Here is a 16,788-nt window from a genome sequence, read left to right on the forward strand (position 1 = left end):
TCCCCCACGGAGAGGGACGAGATACGATTACTCTTGATCGCCCAGCAGAACGGATTCCAGCGCGATTTTGATCATATCGTTGAAGGTGGTCTGACGCTCGGCAGCGGTGGTCTGCTCGTGGGTACGGATATGATCGGAAACGGTACAGATGGTCAGCGCTTTCGCACCGAACTCTGCCGCCACGCCGTAGATCCCGGCAGCTTCCATTTCCACACCCAGGATGCCGTATTTTTCCATCACGTCGAACATTGACGGATCCGGCGTGTAGAACAGATCGGCGGAGAAAATGTTCCCCACGCGCGCGTCTACGCCCAGTGCTTTTGCCGCATCAACAGCGTTGCGCACCATGCCAAAATCGGCAATTGCAGCAAAATCATGGTCTTTAAAGCGCAGGCGGTTGACTTTAGAGTCGGTGCACGCGCCCATCCCGATAACGACATCACGCAGTTTCACATCAGCACGTACCGCGCCGCAGGAACCCACACGAATAATCTTCTTCACGCCGAAATCGGTGATCAGCTCTTTGGTGTAGATGGAGCAGGACGGGATACCCATACCGTGACCCATGACGGAGATTTTGCGGCCCTTGTAGGTACCGGTGAAGCCCAGCATGCCGCGCACGTTGTTCACTTCACGCACGTCTTCAAGGAAGGTTTCCGCGATGTGCTTCGCACGCAGCGGGTCGCCCGGCATCAGCACGACGTCAGCGAAATCACCCATCTCGGCGTTAATATGTGGAGTTGCCATCTTCAGTTCCTTTTAATTTGAATTTTTGTGCCGGGTGGCGCTGTCGCCACCCGGCAATGACCTCAGAACATGGCTTTGCCATATTCCATGTCAGAAGTACCAAAGTATTTTGCCAGGGTCTGACCGATATCCGCGAAGGTTTCGCGGTGGCCCAGGGAACCGGCTTTCACTTTCGGGCCGTACACCAGCACCGGAATATGTTCGCGGGTGTGGTCGGTACCCTGCCAGCTCGGGTCGCAGCCGTGGTCGGCGGTCAGGATCAGCAGATCGTCTTCGCCCACCAGCGCCATCAGCTCCGGCAGACGGCGGTCGAAGAGCTCCAGACCCGCAGCATAACCGGCGATATCGCGACGGTGGCCCCAGGAAGAGTCGAAATCAACAAAGTTGGTGAAGACGATAGTCTTATCACCGGCTTCTTTCATCTCGGTGATGGTGGCGTCAAACAGCGCATCCAGGCCCGTTGCTTTCACTTTTTTAGTGATCCCGCAGTTGGCGTAGATATCGGCGATTTTCCCGACCGACACCACGTGGCCGTCTTTCTCGTCCACCAGTTTCTGCAGCACCGTCGCCGCCGGTGGTTCCACCGCCAGGTCATGACGGTTACCGGTACGCTGGAAGTTACCGGCTTTGTCGCCGATAAACGGACGCGCAATAACGCGGCCGATGTTGTAACCGCCTTCGGTCAGCTCTTCACGGGCAATTTCGCACAGCTCATACAGCTTATCGAGGCCGTAGGTCTCTTCATGGCAGGCGATCTGGAACACCGAGTCAGCAGAAGTATAGAAAATCGGCTTGCCGGTTTTCATATGCTCTTCGCCCAGTTGATCGAGAATCACGGTGCCCGAGGAGTGGCAGTTGCCGAGGTAGCCTGGCAGATTGGCACGCTTAACCAGCTTGTCCAGCAGCTCCTGCGGGAAGCTGTTTTCGTGATCGGAGAAGTAGCCCCAGTCAAACAGTACCGGCACACCGGCGATTTCCCAGTGGCCTGACGGGGTATCTTTACCGGATGAGAGCTCGTGGGCCCAGCCGTACGCGCCGATGACTTCGGCGTTGCCGTCCATACCCGCAGCAATTTTACCGGTAGAGCCTTCATGGGCTTTCACCAGACCCAGACGGGTCAGGTTTGGCAGATTCAGCGGGCCTTGACGACCATGGTCTGCTTCCCCTTTCGCACACGCCTCAGCGATATGCCCCAGGGTGTCTGCGCCGACGTCGCCAAAGCGAGCGGCATCTTCAGTCGCACCGATGCCGAAAGAGTCCAGCACCATAATAAATGCACGTTTCATATTATTCTCCGTACCTTTTGCGCTGCAAAAAAGCGATCAGATCAGTATACCGCTATTCGGTGATTCGGCGATAGACCGTCGGGGTTTCTTTCGGTGCCGTATCGTCCAGTTTAATTGCCGCTTTTACGGCTTTGGCTGCTTCCTGCCAGCTGCTTTCGTCTTTCGCGTGGATCACCGCCAGCGGTCGCTGTCCGTCGATGCTGTCGCCCAGACGAGCCATATCGGTAAAGCCGACGCTATAGTCAATCAGGTCAGAAGCCTGACGACGACCGCCGCCCATCGAGACCACGGCCATTCCCAGCGCACGGGTGTCCATTTCCGCCACAAACCCTTCGCCATCGGCGTAGACCGCTTTGCTCAGCATGGCGGTTGGCAGGTATTTCGCATAGTTTTCAACGAAATCGTTCGGCCCTTTCTGGGCGGCAACCATGCGGCCAAAGACCTCTGCCGCCTTGCCGTTGTCCAGCACCGCCTGCAGTTTCGCCCGCGCGTCGGCGTCGTCCCGGGCCAGTTTGCCGGAGATCAGCATTTCGACGCACAGCGCCATGGTCACATCAAACAGCCGCGGGTTACGGTATTCACCGGTCAGGAACTGTACCGCTTCGCGAACTTCGACCGCGTTACCGGCGCTGGATGCCAGCACCTGATTCATATCGGTCAACAGCGCGGTAGTGCGCACGCCGGCGCCGTTGGAGACGCCAACGATCGCTTCGGCAAGCGCCGCAGAGAGTTCATAGGTCGGCATAAACGCACCGCTGCCGACTTTCACATCCATCACCAGCGCATCCAGGCCTTCCGCCAGTTTCTTCGCCAGAATAGAGGCGGTGATGAGCGGGATAGAATCCACCGTCGCGGTAATATCGCGGGTGGCATAAAAACGTTTGTCGGCCGGCGCCAGCGAGCTGGTCTGCCCGATAATCGCAACGCCAACGTCTTTAATAATGTCGCGGAAACGCGCGTCATCCGGGAAGATATCGAAGCCAGGAATGGCTTCCAGTTTGTCGAGCGTGCCCCCGGTATGGCCCAGACCACGCCCGGAAATCATCGGCACATAGCCGCCGCACGCCGCCACCATCGGGCCCAGCATCAGTGACGTCACGTCACCAACGCCGCCGGTGGAGTGTTTATCCACAATCGGGCCGTTCAGGTTCAGGCTTTTCCAGTCGAGGACGGTTCCGGAGTCCCGCATCGCCATGGTCAGCGAGACGCGTTCCGGCATGCTCATATCATGGAAGAAAATGGTCATCGCCAGGGCGGCAATCTGCCCTTCCGACACGGTGTTATCACGAATGCCGTTGATAAAGAAACGGATTTCTTCATCGCTCAGCGCGTGACCATCGCGTTTTTTACGAATAATTTCTTGTGCGAGAAACACGGTACCCCCCGAGGAATCAGGTTAAGTGCGGCGGAAAACCCGCCGCGAAAGGAGAATTAATAGGCGCTTGCGCTCTTACCATCGCCGTGGCCCAGCGCTTTCAACAGGCTGGCCAACAGGCTGGATGCGCCAAAACGGTAGTGGCGAGAATCAGCCCAGTCTGCACCAAACAGCTCGTCGGCAATCGCCAGGAACTGCTGTGCGTCTTCGGCGCTGCGCACGCCGCCCGCAGGTTTAAAACCAACGGTTTTCTGAACGCCCATATCGCGGATCACTTCCAGCATGATGCGTGCGCTTTCCGGCGTGGCGTTAACCGGCACTTTACCGGTAGAGGTTTTGATGAAATCCGCACCCGCTTTGATAGAAATTTCAGAGGCTTTGCGGATTAACGCTTCTTCTTTCAGCTCACCGGTTTCGATGATCACTTTCAGCAGTACGTTCGCCGCTGCACAAGCGTCTTTACAGGCTTTAACCAGATCGAACCCGATCTGCTCGTTACCGGCGATCAGCGCACGATACGGGAAGACCACGTCGACTTCGTCCGCGCCGTAGGCGATAGCCGCGCGGGTTTCTGCCAGCGCGATATCGATATCATCGTTACCGTGCGGGAAGTTGGTTACCGTCGCAATGCGGATGTCCGGGGTACCCTGCTCGTTCAGCGTTTTACGGGCAATCGGGATAAAGCGCGGATAGATACAGATAGCGGCAGTATTTCCTACCGGCGTTTTCGCCTGATGGCACAGCGCGATCACCTTTTCATTGGTGTCATCGTCATTCAGCGTAGTCAGGTCCATCAGTTTCAACGCGCGCAGGCTGCTTGCAGATAAATCGGTCATTTCATACTCCGAGGGCGTAGTGCCGTTCAATGGTTTGTTCACCTTGCGAGTCTGTTACTATTGTAACATCGCCTCGCGGTTACACTTCGACATTCATCACAGTTAATGAAAACTCATTGCGAATTTGCATTACTTTAATGTGACATTCATCACTTAAACAAGCGCAGCATCTCTCCTGCGGGCGACAGGTTTTCTTTAAGTCTGCTTTAAGCATAACCAGAATTCCTCATCGCGTGATGATGTTATTATAATAACATAAAGATGTGAGAGATCTCGACCGCAACCAACATTCGTCGCATAGTAAATCGCCTAAAAAACACTTAACCATTGAAAGTAAGCGATTTTATTTCAAAGTCGCGCGTGATGGAATTATCACATAGAGAAGGGGGTCCGGCGGCACATTGCCGCCGGTACGGCTACCGGCACGATGCCGGTAACCTCACTACAGGGCGAGGAACACCCCGGCGATGGTGGCGCTCATCAGATTAGAGAGCGTACCCGCAGCCACGGCACGCAAGCCAAGCTGCGCGATCTCCTGGCGACGGTTCGGCGCCATGCCGCCCAGTCCGCCAATCAAAATCGCGATAGACGACAGGTTGGCAAACCCGCACAGCGCAAAGGAGATGATGGCTTTGGTCTGGGCCGAAATCACCTGCAGGCCCGCCGCCGCAACGTCGGCATCGGCTTTCAGGTACTCGCCAAAGTTCATGTAGGCCACAAACTCGTTAATAATCAGCTTCTGACCGATAAAGGAACCGGCGACATTAGCCTCATGCCATGGCACGCCAATCACCCATGCCAGCGGTGAGAAGACCCAGCCGAGGATCATCTGCAGCGACAGATCCGGATGATTAAACCAGCCGCCGACGCCGGACAGAATACCGTTAAGCAGAGCAATCAGCGCGATGAAAGCCAGCAGCATGGCGCCGACGTTCAGGGCTAACTGCATGCCGGAGGCCGCGCCGGATGCTGCCGCATCCAGTACGTTTGCCGGAGCGTCCGGATCCGCAACGTTTTTATCGCGGGAAGGTCGGTCGTCTGGGGTCTCGGTTTCCGGCACGATAATTTTGGCAAACAGCAAGCCACCCGGCGCCGCCATAAAGGAGGCGGCAATCAGATACTCGAGCGGCACGCCCATCTGGGCATAACCGGCCAGCACCGAACCGGCCACCGACGCCAGACCACCGCACATCACCGCAAAGAGTTCAGAGCGGGTCATGGTCGCGATATAGGGACGGACCACCAGCGGCGCTTCTGTCTGCCCGACGAAGATATTCGCCGTCGCGGACAGGGATTCCGTACGCGAGGTCTTTAAAACCGCACGCAGCGAGCCACCAAGAATACGGATAACAAACTGCATAATGCCCAGATAGTAGAGCACGGCAATCAGCGAGGAGAAAAAGACGATAACCGGCAGGACGCGCAGCGCGAAGACAAACCCGCCGCCGCCAAAGACTTCAAACATCTTGTCGGAGACCAGGCCGCCGAAGATAAAGCCGATACCTTCATTGCCATAGGCAATCACGTTGGCAACGCCTTCGGACATCGCCAGCAGCACCTTGCGCCCGGCAGGAACATAGAGCACTAACGCCCCGATCCCCACCTGAATCATCCAGGCGCCAAAGACGGTGCGCAGGTTAATCGCTTTTCGGTTATTGGAGAGGAGCACGGCAATAGCTAACAGCACTACCATGCCGATAAGTCCCATGATGATTTGCATACAGAGTCCCTGTGTATTGATAGTTCAGCACTAAAAACAGGATTATAACGGCATGAAACTATCTTTCTTGCCTTAACTCTCAGTTTTAAAGCAAAACAATGAGATAAAAAGGCAAGAATGAGACTCGCATCACCAAAAGGGATTTACGCCAGGGTAAACAGCGCGGTGGTATTGTCGAGCAAGGCCTGCGCGATGACCTCTGGCGGCTCGCGGCGGAGCTCACACAGAACGGTAAACACCCGTGCCGCCTGTTCAGGGCGGTTAGGCGCCCCCTGAAAACCATTGAGCGGCATATCCGGGGCATCCGTTTCCAGCAGCAGCGCCGACAGCGGCAGCCGCGCCATCACCTCCCGGGTCTTACTGGCACGCGGATAGGTAATGGTCCCGCCAACACCGATTTTGTAGCCGGACTGCACGAAACGTTCCGCCTGCTGCAGGCTGCCCGCAAACCCGTGGACCACCCCGGTCCGCGGCAGAGCGTGTTTTTTCAGCAGCATCGCCAGCTTATCGTGGGTGCGACGGGAATGAAGGATCACCGGCAGATCGTAACGCTTCGCCAGCCGCAGTTGTGCTTCCAGGATCTGTACCTGGCGGTCAAACTGCGGCTCTTCACGATACAGATCGAGGCCGATTTCGCCCACCGCCACCAGCTTGTGGTGACGCGCTTGCAGGCAGGTTTCGAGCTGTTCAAGGCTCTGCGCATCGTGCCGTTCAATGACGATGGGGTGCAGCCCAACGGCGGCATACAGCGCCGTATGCTGCTCCGCCAGCGCCAGCACGCGCGGGAAATGGTCCGCCTCAACGGCCGGAACAATAATCCGCGTGACCCCTGATTGCGCCGCCCTGGCGATGCTGTCAGTTTCATTCCCGCTAAAAGGGGGAAAATCAAAATGGCAATGGGTATCAATAAACTGCAGCGTCATGCCAGGTCCTCGTTATCGAAGCGGGCATCGTTGGCCTGCTCGGTGGCGATAAAAGTAGCCGGCTGCGGATCGTTGGCCACCGCGGCTGGCGGCACGACCACCGCCGTCGGCTGGGTGACGCGTGGCAGATGACGCACCAGTGGCGGGCTGTCGGCAAGCAGTTTGCCCACCGTCGCCAGAAAATAGCGGCCGCACTGGCGCCCGGTCTTGTAATCATCCCGCAGCGCCGGCAACCGGCTGCCCAGAGCCATACTTTTTAGCGGTTTGGGCGGGAAGATTTCCAGGATCCGCAGCTTACCCGGCGGCGTCTCGATAAACTGTTGGGTCGCACGGTAGGTCGCTTCATGATGCTGCACCAGATTCACCAACGGCTGCAGGCTGCTTTCTCCCAGCCAGCGTTCCATTCGTTTAAACCATTGCGGGGTGTAGTACATCTGCGAGGGAACCGTGCGGATCACCACAATGGTTTGCGCCCCGCGACGGGCGGCTTCCTGAACGGGGATAGGATCGCTGACGCCGCCATCCAGATAGCTGATGCCGTCCAGGGTGACGCCGCTACGGTAAAAACCGGGAATCGCGCTCGAGGCGCGGATCAGATCGAGCCAGGTGGTTTGCGTCGGGGAGAAGTAGCTGGCCGTGTAATCATCGCCACGACAGGCACACAGCCACAGTTCCTTGCCCTGGGCGAACCGCTCCAGTGCGTAATCCATCGCCAGCGGCATTTTCTGCGCCGTCACCTCCAGCAACCAGTCGAGGTCAATCAGGTTGCCGCCACGCACAAAACGCATCGGATCGAAAAACTCACGGGCGGTGGTATAGCGCGTGATCACCTTGCGGGCATAGCCCTGTTGGTTGCAGATATAGGCCGACAGGTTCTGCGCCCCGGCGGAGGTCCCCAGCATAATGTCGAAGGGGTTAAACCCGGCGCGCATGAACTCATCCAGCACCCCGGCGGTAAAAATACCCCGCTGACCGCCACCCTCACACACCAGGCCAAGTTTGCCCGGTCGAAACGGTTCTACGGATAACGGCGTGATATTGCCAAGCGTTACGGGAATTCGATGCCCCACCCTGCTTTCCTGTTCTGTTTATTCTAAAAGCGCAAAAATGATCCACTACGCTACAAGCCGCCAGCGCGACAACCTGCCTGGCCTGCGATCATCGCCAGGAGTTCTCAATTATTACCCCCCAGAAAGCACGAAAGCCAGTCCTGAGGACTGGCTTTATGTAAAACGCTATGTCATACAACGGCGTTTCGCCGGTTATGCGGCAGGGAAAACACGCTTGCTATGGACGCTTGCGCCCGGTAAACAGGCTGATCAGGAACAGAATAATACCGACGACAAAGACGATTTTCGCCGCCCAGGCTGCTGTACCTGCCAGGCTACCAAATCCTAACGCTGCGGCAATCAGTGCGATGACCAGAAAAATAATGCCCCATCGAAACATAGTCTACTCCTTACCATAGTGAGTAACGGTTGCATTGCCACACGCTGAAGACGCGCGGGTATCAACCCTGTCGTGCTCTTTTTATTCAACGGCTGCTCGCCATACTTCATATTACGGCCATCAAAGCGGTATCCGTTTTTTCGGGTTAATCGCGCCAATGCGCACCCGGAAATATTGCCGTTTACCGCTCGTCCGTAATGCAGAACCTGGAGATAAAAATGGCTATAACATTATTAATGTGAATGGTTTATTTAACGCTGAGATTATTTTCGACGCTTTTCACGCCGGAAATGGCTTTCGCAATATCCGCTGCGCGATCCGCCTGCTGGCGGGTTTCTACGCTGCCGGATAACTGCACCACGCCGTCACTGGTTTCCACCGTGATGTTTCGCGATGGCACCATGTCATCCGCCAACAGTTTCGCTTTGATTTGACTGGTGATAGCGGTGTCGCCGGCATACCCTTTCAGGCTGGCGGACTGCTCTTCACTGACGCTTAGCTTGTCGGTAACCGTGGTAACGCCTTTGACGTTTTTCGCCACGCTCAGCGCCTGCTCCTTCTGGGCAGTGCTGTCGACTGAGCCGCTTAGGGTCACCACTTTATTCTCCGTTTTCACGGAGATACCGGCACTGCTAATACTTTTATCGTCAATCAGCGCCGCTTTCACCCGGGCGGTGATGGTGCTGTCATCCATAAAGTCGCCGACTTTATTCAGTGAGCTGTCAACCGCCTGACCGGCGCTGTTAGCTACCGATTTTGCACTGTCTGTCGTTGAGTTTTCTGCATATGCCGAGACACTTATCATGGCTGAGCCTAAGAAGAGAGCCACCAGCGCTCCGGCATTCTTTAGTCTTGTCATCATTATGTCCTCGTTATTTCTATATGGGTAAAGCTAAATAAGTAGCTTATTAAGCCAGAATCTTAAAAATTACTTATTAAATATAGTAGAAGGTGATGAGGGAGGCGGGAAATATGCACAAAAAATCACGGCAAGGCGGATCTTTAAGAACTTTCTATAACGTAAATCAGGGGAAATTAACGAGAAAAAAATAGCGTGGAGCGCGGCCAACACCGCGCTCCGGGAGGGATTAGTGCTCGCGGGTTTTACGGAACAGAACTTCAGGATAACGTTCCTGAGTCAGATTCAGGTTCACCATGGTCGGGGCGATATAGGTCAGGTTATCACCGCCATCCAGGGCCAGCTGAATTTCGTTTTTACGCTTAAATTCCTCAAATTTCTTCACGTCGGTGGATTCCACCCAACGCGCGGTCGCCACGTTGACGGACTCGTAAATCGCTTCAACGTTGTACTCGCTTTTCAGTCGGGCCACGACCACATCAAACTGCAGCACGCCCACCGCGCCAACGATCAGGTCGTTATTGGCAATCGGACGGAAGACCTGCACCGCGCCCTCTTCGGAAAGTTGTACCAGCCCTTTCAGCAGCTGTTTCTGCTTCAACGGATCCTTCAGACGAATACGACGGAACAGTTCCGGCGCGAAGTTCGGGATACCGGTGAACTTCATCGTTTCGCCCTGGGTGAAGGTATCGCCGATCTGAATAGTGCCGTGGTTGTGCAAGCCGATGATATCGCCAGGCCAGGCTTCTTCCACGTGCGAACGGTCGCCCGCCATAAAGGTCAGCGCGTCGGAAATCACCACGTCTTTACCGGTACGTACCTGGCGCAACTTCATGCCCTTTTCATACTTCCCGGAGACCACACGCATAAAGGCCACGCGGTCACGGTGTTTCGGGTCCATGTTGGCCTGGATCTTAAAGACGAAGCCGGTAAATTTCTCTTCTTCTGCCGTCACAACACGGGTGTCGGTTTTACGCGGCATCGGCGCTGGCGCCCACTCCACCAGACCGTCCAGCATGTGATCCACGCCGAAGTTGCCCAGAGCGGTACCAAAGAAGACCGGCGTAATTTCACCGGCAAGGAACAGCTCTTTATCAAATTCGTTTGACGCACCCTGCACCAGCTCCAGCTCGTCGCGCAGCTGCTGTGCCAGATCCTCTCCCACCGCCGTATCGAGTTCCGGGTTATTCAGCCCTTTGACGATCCGCACTTCCTGGATGGTGTGGCCTTTACCGGTCTGATAGAGGTAGGTTTCGTTTTTATACAGATGGTAGACGCCCTTAAACAGCTTACCGCAGCCAATCGGCCAGGTGATCGGCGCGCAGGCAATCCGCAGCTCGTTCTCAACTTCGTCCAGCAGCTCCATCGGGTCGCGGATGTCACGGTCGAGTTTGTTCATAAACGTCAGAATCGGCGTGTCGCGCAGACGGGTAACTTCCATCAGCTTACGGGTACGATCTTCAACGCCTTTTGCCGCATCGATAACCATCAGGCAGCAGTCCACTGCCGTCAGGGTACGGTAGGTATCTTCGGAGAAGTCTTCGTGGCCCGGGGTGTCCAGCAGGTTCACCAGGCTGTCGTGATACGGGAACTGCATCACCGAGGTGGTAATCGAGATACCACGCTGCTTTTCCATCTCCATCCAGTCTGATTTTGCATGCTGGCTGGAGCCACGGCCTTTTACCGTCCCGGCGGTCTGAATCGCCTGTCCGAACAGCAGCACTTTCTCAGTAATGGTCGTTTTACCGGCATCCGGGTGAGAAATAATGGCAAAAGTGCGGCGTTTAGCCACCTCTTGCAAATAAGGAGACAACGTCATAATTCAATCTTCTTAGTAAACGCGGCCAGCGGGCCACGCATGTGGAATACAAAATTGCGGCTATTTTACCCATCAACGGGGGGGAGGCAATCAGTGTTTACACAGGAGCTGCTCCAGTTCGCTTAACGAGGTCACCGTCCAGTCAGGCTGGAGGTCCGCAGGCAATTCACGCTGATGAGCATTCAGCCAGCAGGTCGCCAGGCCGGCGTTGACGCCGCCGCGAATATCCGACTCTGCCGTATCCCCCACCATCAGCACGCGAGAACGGTCGGGATTGCCCGCCTGCGCCAGCGCGTAATCAAAAATACGCGCATCGGGCTTGGCTACGCCGACCTCTTCAGAAATAACCAGTAAATCAAAGTGATGACCTAAACCGGTACGTTCCAGACGGATTTGCTGCAACGATGTAAACCCGTTGGTGATGATGCCCATTTTCACCTTGCCGTGCAGCGCGTTCAGCAGCGATACCGCCCCTGGCAACGGCGAGCAGATCTCGGCCATCGCATTCATAAAGGCGTCGTTGAGCTCACCCGGCGGCACGCTGAGGCGCTCGGCCCAGTTATCAAAACGCTGATGCTGTAGCTGGGATGCGGTGATAGCCCCATTTTGATAATCCACCCACAGCGGCTTATTCACGGCCTGGTAGTCCTGAAAATCTTCGGCGCTAAACGTCACGCAATAGTCGAGAAACATCCGCTGTAAACCACTGAAAGCGTCAAACGTAAACAGCGTTTCGTCGGCATCAAAGAAAATCCAGTCCCACTTCATCGTATCACCCTGTCATTACTCGCCCGTAGGCCATTACATACTGATTGGCAGCGCCATGATGATCGCATCCTCACGCCCGTCGGCGGTGGGGTAATAGTTGCGACGAATGGTTGCCTCGTTAAAACCGATATCCTCGTACAGCGCAATGGCGGCCGCGTTGGAGGCCCGGACTTCGAGCCATAACGTCACGACGCCACGCTGTTCGACCTCATCAATAACCCGCTCCAGCAGCGCGCGCCCAAGGCCACGTCGCTGGAAAGCCGGGTCGACGGCGATGTTAAACAGCGTCGCCTCGTCCAGCACAATTTGCGTAATCGCGAAGGCGGCCATCTCGCCATCAACCGTCAGCTGAAGATTGAGATAGCGCTCACCCTGGTTACTGGCAAAGGTTTGTTCACTCCACGGAAAAGCGTGGGCGCGTTGTTCTATTTGCCAGGCACGGGGCAAATCAGCCGTGTTGAGGGTAGAAATCGTGTTCATGTGCGCAGATTTGTTGCCAGAGCGCCATTCGGGCAGGCACGCTGGTCTGGAGTTCATCAAAAGCAGGCGTGGCGACCTGTGCGCCCGCCAGCAGTAACGGCGTCTCGGTACCCAGCCGCCAGCTGTTGCAGCGACTATCCTGCGGCAGCATGGCGACGCGATCGGGGGCAAGCTGCAGCACCTGATCCGGCGTCAGCGCCAGGGCCCGTAAAATATCGCTGATTAACGGTTCCGTTAATGACGGCATTGGGTCTGCCACCATCACCAACCGAATATGCCCGGGAAGCGAGATAGCGATTTCGCCCTGCAACGCCCCGGGGCGACGCAGCGACCACTGGGTAATACCCAGCTGCTGTAATTGCCAGTCTCGTCGGGAAGTCATAGCGAAACACTCCTGTTAATCAAGCGCGCAATATAGCAAATTCGTCGTATCTGCGCCAACAAACAACGTACATCGCGCACGCCAACAAAGAGGCAGCGTTAAGGATAACGTGTATAATCGGCGCCAGTCTTAATGAAGGAGTGTTTCATGTCTGCTTTTACCCCGGCAAGTGAAGTCTTGCTGCGCCACAGTGATGATTTCGAACCCGCACGCGTTCTGTTTGCCGGTGACCTGCAGGATGACCTGCCAGCACGTCTGGACACCGCGGCCAGCCGTGCCCACACCCAACAATTTCACCACTGGCAGGTCCTGAATGGCCAGATGGGAGATAACGCCCGCTTTAGCCTGGTCGCGCAAGCCGAAGACGCGGCCGATTGCGATACGCTGATTTACTACTGGCCGAAAAACAAGCCTGAAGCACAGTTCCAGCTTATGAACCTGCTGTCACTGCTGCCGGTGGGTACCGATGTTTTCGTGGTCGGCGAAAACCGCAGCGGCGTTCGCAGTGCTGAACAGATGCTGGCCGAATACGTCCCCCTGACCAAAATCGACAGCGCGCGCCGCTGCGGGCTGTATCACGGGCGTCTGGAAAAGCAGCCGGCCTTCGATCCAGAACAGTACTGGGGTGAATACCCGCTGGAAAACCTGACGATCAAAACCCTGCCTGGCGTATTCAGCCGCGACGGGCTGGATATCGGCAGCCAGCTGCTGCTCTCCACCCTGACGCCGCACACCAAAGGGAAAGTGCTCGATGTCGGCTGCGGCGCGGGTGTCCTGGCAACCGTCCTGGCCAGCCATTCCCCGAAAGTGCGCCTGACGCTCTGTGACGCCAGTGCGCCAGCGGTCGAAGCCAGCCGCGCAACCCTTGCCGCCAACGGCATTGAGGGCGAAGTCTTCGCCAGTAACGTGTTCTCGGAAGTGAACGGTCGTTTCGACATGATCATCTCCAACCCACCGTTCCATGATGGCCTGCAAACCAGCCAGGAAGCGGCTCAAGCGCTGATTCGCGGGGCGGTACGTCATCTGAGCAGCGGCGGCGAACTGCGCATTGTTGCCAACGCCTTCCTGCCGTATCCGGATGTGCTGGATGAGATCTTCGGCTTCCATGAAGTGATTGCCCAGACCGGCCGCTTTAAGGTTTACCGCACCGTCATGACTCGTCAGGCGAAAAAGTAGTTCCTTGCGCACATCGGCGGCTGGGTCACCATGCCGCCGTCACTTCCCGCCCCGCTCGGCCATTTTTGCAACAATCAATCCGCGCTACACAATTAACTATTGACGAATAGTTGAAAACCACTAGAATGCGCCTCCGTGGTAACGATACTTTCTGAGTATCGATGGTATGCGACGGTGGCGGAATTGGTAGACGCGCTAGCTTCAGGTGTTAGTGTCCTTACGGACGTGGGGGTTCAAGTCCCCCCCCTCGCACCATATACCACATAGATATCGCTCGCACTGTGCGAAGGTGGCGGAATTGGTAGACGCGCTAGCTTCAGGTGTTAGTGTCCTTAGGATGTGGGGGTTCGAGTCCCCCCCCTCGCACCAACGAGGCGATATCAACAATTAAGAATACTGTGCGAAGGTGGCGGAATTGGTAGACGCGCTAGCTTCAGGTGTTAGTGTCCTTAGGATGTGGGGGTTCGAGTCCCCCCCCTCGCACCACTATTCTTAACCTTCCCGAATTATCCCATCAGCTTTAAATTCAACGTCATCAGCATTATCCCACTGATCAACGCGACACAAGATGGCAGCAAGATAAAGTGGCGCAATTGACGATGCCAGATCATCAATGCCGACAATAATAACCCGACCGTCACCAGCCCACGCCAGGCATCTACCGACAGATCGGCAAATCCCAGAACAGCAATCAGTACGCCAGGAAGCAGCACTCCCCATCCACTGCCTAAAGTTCGCTGTAACATGCCTCACCCCAAGACGATAATGATAACCAATATCATATGATAATATTTATCATTTGTCATGTTATGACATTCCGGATGCACGGTTCTTTACGTTCGCGCTAATGACAGACATTCATGAAGGTGATAAATTACACGGGCAACAGCAATACATTAAATCATCTGATAATTTAACAAAAACCTTACTCTGTATATCGTTTTTTAACGTTCTTTCTTTGCAGCCATCATGTTGAAATTTATGGCTAATAGCGACACGTTCAATATGACTGCACAATCCTGGCAAAAGCATTACGAAAAAAAATATCAATATTCCTTACGGCTATTTTTGCTGTTGAATTTCATTTCTGCGCTTTTTGCGTTGGCTAGCCCGTTGTTTACCAGCACCCGATTCACGCTGCCCTGCACCCTGATAGTGCTGTTCAGCAGTGCCTTAATGCTTTGGCACTGGAAGTACTCGCAACGCAAAATTAATATTTCTTTTATTTCTCTGATATTTGGTGTGCTGTGGGCATGGCACGTCGCAGATAAAGCCCTGTTACAGGCGCCACCGCAATTTAACTTTTTGGTTATTGCCTTATTAAGTATATTGTTTATTGGCACTATCGCCTTTCCCAATAATATCATTGCGTTTACGCTACACACTTTACCCACGTTTATCGTTAGTCTGGTTTTTGCCGAGACCGCACAATGGCCGCGGATGTTATACTGTTTTGCCCTCCCTATTGCCGGTATTACGCTACAGAATATGATTCAAAAACGTAGCGATACCTTTACCCAGGGGCTGATGGATAAACTGCTGCAGGAACGTAACACGCTGAACGATCTCAGTATGTTGGATCCCCTCACCGGCTTATATAACCGACGTGGCTTACAAAACCGACTGGATGCCATGCTGGCAGCAAACGACATGCGCCATCACGTGCTGCTGCTGGATATCGACCACTTTAAGGCCTACAACGATCACTACGGGCATATGATGGGCGATCAGGCGCTGATTCAGGTCTCCGCAGCCATTCGCAATGCCGTGCGCTCACGTGACATCGTAGCCCGGTTTGGCGGAGAGGAGTTTATGGTCCTGCTGACCAACAGCACCGCAGAAACCGCCTCGCTGGCCGCAGAGCGCATTCGCCAGCAGGTCTATGATTTAAAAATTCCCCACATGTTCAATGAAAGCGTCGCCACCAACGTCACCATCAGCATCGGCATGACCCCGTTGATTGATGCTGACATCGATGGCGCGCTGAAAAGAGCCGATACCGCGCTGTACGAAGCGAAAAGCCTCGGACGCAACATTATTCTCGCCAGCTGATTCCCGCGCTGCGCCGGTACACACGGCGCAGACAAACCGCTTGCCATCATCCAGACAACTAACTAGTATTACTAATCATTATCATTTAGATTAATATCTGGCAATCTGATGGCTTACCGTTCCCTTTCATTCAGCAATGAGATCATCTGGCAGGCGCCGTTCCGCCAGGCTGAATGCGCATTGGCGAATGCCATTCGGGAAAAAATCACCACCCTACGCCCCCATTTGCTGGATTTTCTCCGTCTGGACGAGGAAGCGCCGCATCACGCGCTAACGCTGGCCGAGTGGTCAGCCCCCAGCGCGCTCAGCTCGCTGCTGGCGACCTGGTCCGATCATATCTACCGTCATCAACCGACAATTCCGCGCGAGCAGAAGCCTCTGCTGTCGCTGTGGGCGCAGTGGTATATCGGTTTGCTGGTGCCGCCGCTGATGCTGGCGCTGCTGACCGAAAAGACCGCTATCAGCCTGATGCCAGAACACTTCCGCGTGGAGTTTCACGAAACCGGCCGGGCCGCCTGCTTCTGGATTGACGTGCATGCCGAACCGGCCAGCAGAATAGATTCTCCGCAGGCCCGCATGGAAATGCTGATCGTCCGCGCTCTGCAGCCGGTGGTGCAGGCTCTGGAAGCGACCGGCAATATCAATGGCAAGCTTATCTGGAGCAATACCGGCTATCTGATTAACTGGTATCTCGGCGAGATGAAAACGCTGTTGGGAGATGACCAGGTTGCCGCCCTTCGCCAGCACTGTTTCTTTGAAAAGCAGTTTGCTGACGGCCAGGACAACCCGCTGTGGCGGACGGTAATCTTACGCGAAGGGTTACTGGTGCGGCGTACCTGCTGCCAACGTAACCGACTGCCAGACGTTCAGCAGTGCGGTGACTGCACGCTAAAATAATCCCGATGCGACGGGCGGC

At 55.4% G+C, this 16,788-nt stretch carries 17 protein-coding genes and 3 tRNA genes; 6 read left to right on the forward strand and 14 right to left on the reverse strand.

Annotated elements, in window-relative coordinates; genetic code table 11:
• Positions 1–27 precede the first annotated feature (27 nt).
• The 13 genes from deoD to HF679_RS15125 all read right to left on the reverse strand — a co-directional run bounded on the left by deoD (position 28) and on the right by HF679_RS15125 (position 12,644).
• Complete coding sequence (deoD, locus tag HF679_RS15065) at positions 28–747, reverse strand: purine-nucleoside phosphorylase (RefSeq protein WP_041143950.1); 720 nt, start codon at positions 745–747, stop codon at positions 28–30.
• Between the two features lie 62 nt (positions 748–809).
• The gene (gene deoB / locus HF679_RS15070; RefSeq protein WP_123757602.1) at positions 810–2,033 is read right to left on the reverse strand and encodes a phosphopentomutase; all 1,224 of its coding nucleotides are present in this window, start codon (positions 2,031–2,033) and stop codon (positions 810–812) included.
• Positions 2,034–2,085: 52 nt separating this feature from the next.
• Positions 2,086–3,408: a thymidine phosphorylase gene (deoA, locus tag HF679_RS15075; protein WP_187042176.1), complete on the reverse strand. Its 1,323-nt coding sequence runs from the start codon at positions 3,406–3,408 to the stop codon at positions 2,086–2,088.
• Between the two features lie 56 nt (positions 3,409–3,464).
• Entirely contained in the window at positions 3,465–4,244 is a 780-nt protein-coding gene (deoC, locus tag HF679_RS15080) for a deoxyribose-phosphate aldolase (protein ID WP_123757604.1), read from the reverse strand.
• 442 nt (positions 4,245–4,686) lie between these two features.
• On the reverse strand, positions 4,687–5,964 hold the full coding sequence (locus tag HF679_RS15085) for a NupC/NupG family nucleoside CNT transporter (protein WP_123757605.1): 1,278 nt from the start codon (positions 5,962–5,964) through the stop codon (positions 4,687–4,689).
• A 143-nt stretch (positions 5,965–6,107) separates the two neighbouring features.
• A complete protein-coding gene (locus HF679_RS15090) occupies positions 6,108–6,887 on the reverse strand; it encodes a TatD family hydrolase (RefSeq protein WP_154144461.1) in 780 nt (259 codons plus the stop codon).
• Complete coding sequence (locus HF679_RS15095) at positions 6,884–7,957, reverse strand: patatin family protein (protein ID WP_174509084.1); 1,074 nt, start codon at positions 7,955–7,957, stop codon at positions 6,884–6,886. The genes HF679_RS15090 and HF679_RS15095 overlap by 4 nt, the downstream gene beginning before the upstream one ends.
• A gap of 217 nt (positions 7,958–8,174) precedes the next feature.
• On the reverse strand, positions 8,175–8,336 hold the full coding sequence (locus HF679_RS15100) for a DUF1328 domain-containing protein (RefSeq protein ID WP_123757608.1): 162 nt from the start codon (positions 8,334–8,336) through the stop codon (positions 8,175–8,177).
• A gap of 247 nt (positions 8,337–8,583) precedes the next feature.
• Positions 8,584–9,195: a molecular chaperone OsmY gene (gene osmY, locus HF679_RS15105; protein WP_123757609.1), complete on the reverse strand. Its 612-nt coding sequence runs from the start codon at positions 9,193–9,195 to the stop codon at positions 8,584–8,586.
• A 229-nt stretch (positions 9,196–9,424) separates the two neighbouring features.
• Positions 9,425–11,014, reverse strand: coding sequence for a peptide chain release factor 3 (prfC, locus tag HF679_RS15110; RefSeq protein WP_187042177.1), 1,590 nt, complete (start codon positions 11,012–11,014; stop codon positions 9,425–9,427).
• Between the two features lie 90 nt (positions 11,015–11,104).
• Positions 11,105–11,782: a pyrimidine 5'-nucleotidase gene (gene yjjG, locus HF679_RS15115; protein ID WP_123757611.1), complete on the reverse strand. Its 678-nt coding sequence runs from the start codon at positions 11,780–11,782 to the stop codon at positions 11,105–11,107.
• 33 nt (positions 11,783–11,815) lie between these two features.
• Positions 11,816–12,262, reverse strand: coding sequence for a ribosomal protein S18-alanine N-acetyltransferase (rimI, locus tag HF679_RS15120; protein ID WP_154144458.1), 447 nt, complete (start codon positions 12,260–12,262; stop codon positions 11,816–11,818).
• Complete coding sequence (locus HF679_RS15125) at positions 12,231–12,644, reverse strand: DNA polymerase III subunit psi (protein ID WP_123757613.1); 414 nt, start codon at positions 12,642–12,644, stop codon at positions 12,231–12,233. Before HF679_RS15125 ends, rimI begins: the two co-directional genes overlap by 32 nt.
• A 147-nt stretch (positions 12,645–12,791) precedes the next feature.
• Between HF679_RS15125 and rsmC the strand changes: the two genes are divergently transcribed.
• The 4 genes from rsmC to HF679_RS15145 all read left to right on the forward strand — a co-directional run bounded on the left by rsmC (position 12,792) and on the right by HF679_RS15145 (position 14,306).
• A complete protein-coding gene (gene rsmC / locus HF679_RS15130) occupies positions 12,792–13,820 on the forward strand; it encodes a 16S rRNA (guanine(1207)-N(2))-methyltransferase RsmC (protein WP_123757614.1) in 1,029 nt (342 codons plus the stop codon).
• A 168-nt stretch (positions 13,821–13,988) separates the two neighbouring features.
• A tRNA-Leu gene (locus tag HF679_RS15135) sits at positions 13,989–14,075 on the forward strand.
• Positions 14,076–14,103: 28 nt separating this feature from the next.
• A tRNA-Leu gene (locus tag HF679_RS15140) sits at positions 14,104–14,189 on the forward strand.
• A gap of 31 nt (positions 14,190–14,220) precedes the next feature.
• Positions 14,221–14,306: transfer RNA gene (locus HF679_RS15145), tRNA-Leu, on the forward strand.
• A gap of 20 nt (positions 14,307–14,326) precedes the next feature.
• Here HF679_RS15145 and HF679_RS15150 read toward each other — a convergent pair.
• Positions 14,327–14,566, reverse strand: a complete 240-nt coding sequence (locus tag HF679_RS15150) for a DUF1435 domain-containing protein (protein ID WP_123757615.1) — start codon at positions 14,564–14,566, stop codon at positions 14,327–14,329.
• Positions 14,567–14,825: 259 nt separating this feature from the next.
• On the opposite strand from HF679_RS15150, the gene HF679_RS15155 reads away from it, so the two are divergent.
• Positions 14,826–15,872: a GGDEF domain-containing protein gene (locus tag HF679_RS15155; RefSeq protein ID WP_123757708.1), complete on the forward strand. Its 1,047-nt coding sequence runs from the start codon at positions 14,826–14,828 to the stop codon at positions 15,870–15,872.
• 108 nt (positions 15,873–15,980) lie between these two features.
• Positions 15,981–16,769: a siderophore-iron reductase FhuF gene (gene fhuF / locus HF679_RS15160; protein ID WP_123757616.1), complete on the forward strand. Its 789-nt coding sequence runs from the start codon at positions 15,981–15,983 to the stop codon at positions 16,767–16,769.
• The last annotated feature ends 19 nt before the right edge of the window (positions 16,770–16,788 follow it).

This window comes from Enterobacter sp. JUb54 (genome assembly GCF_014298075.1).
Lineage (GTDB): Bacteria > Pseudomonadota > Gammaproteobacteria > Enterobacterales > Enterobacteriaceae > Klebsiella > Klebsiella lignicola.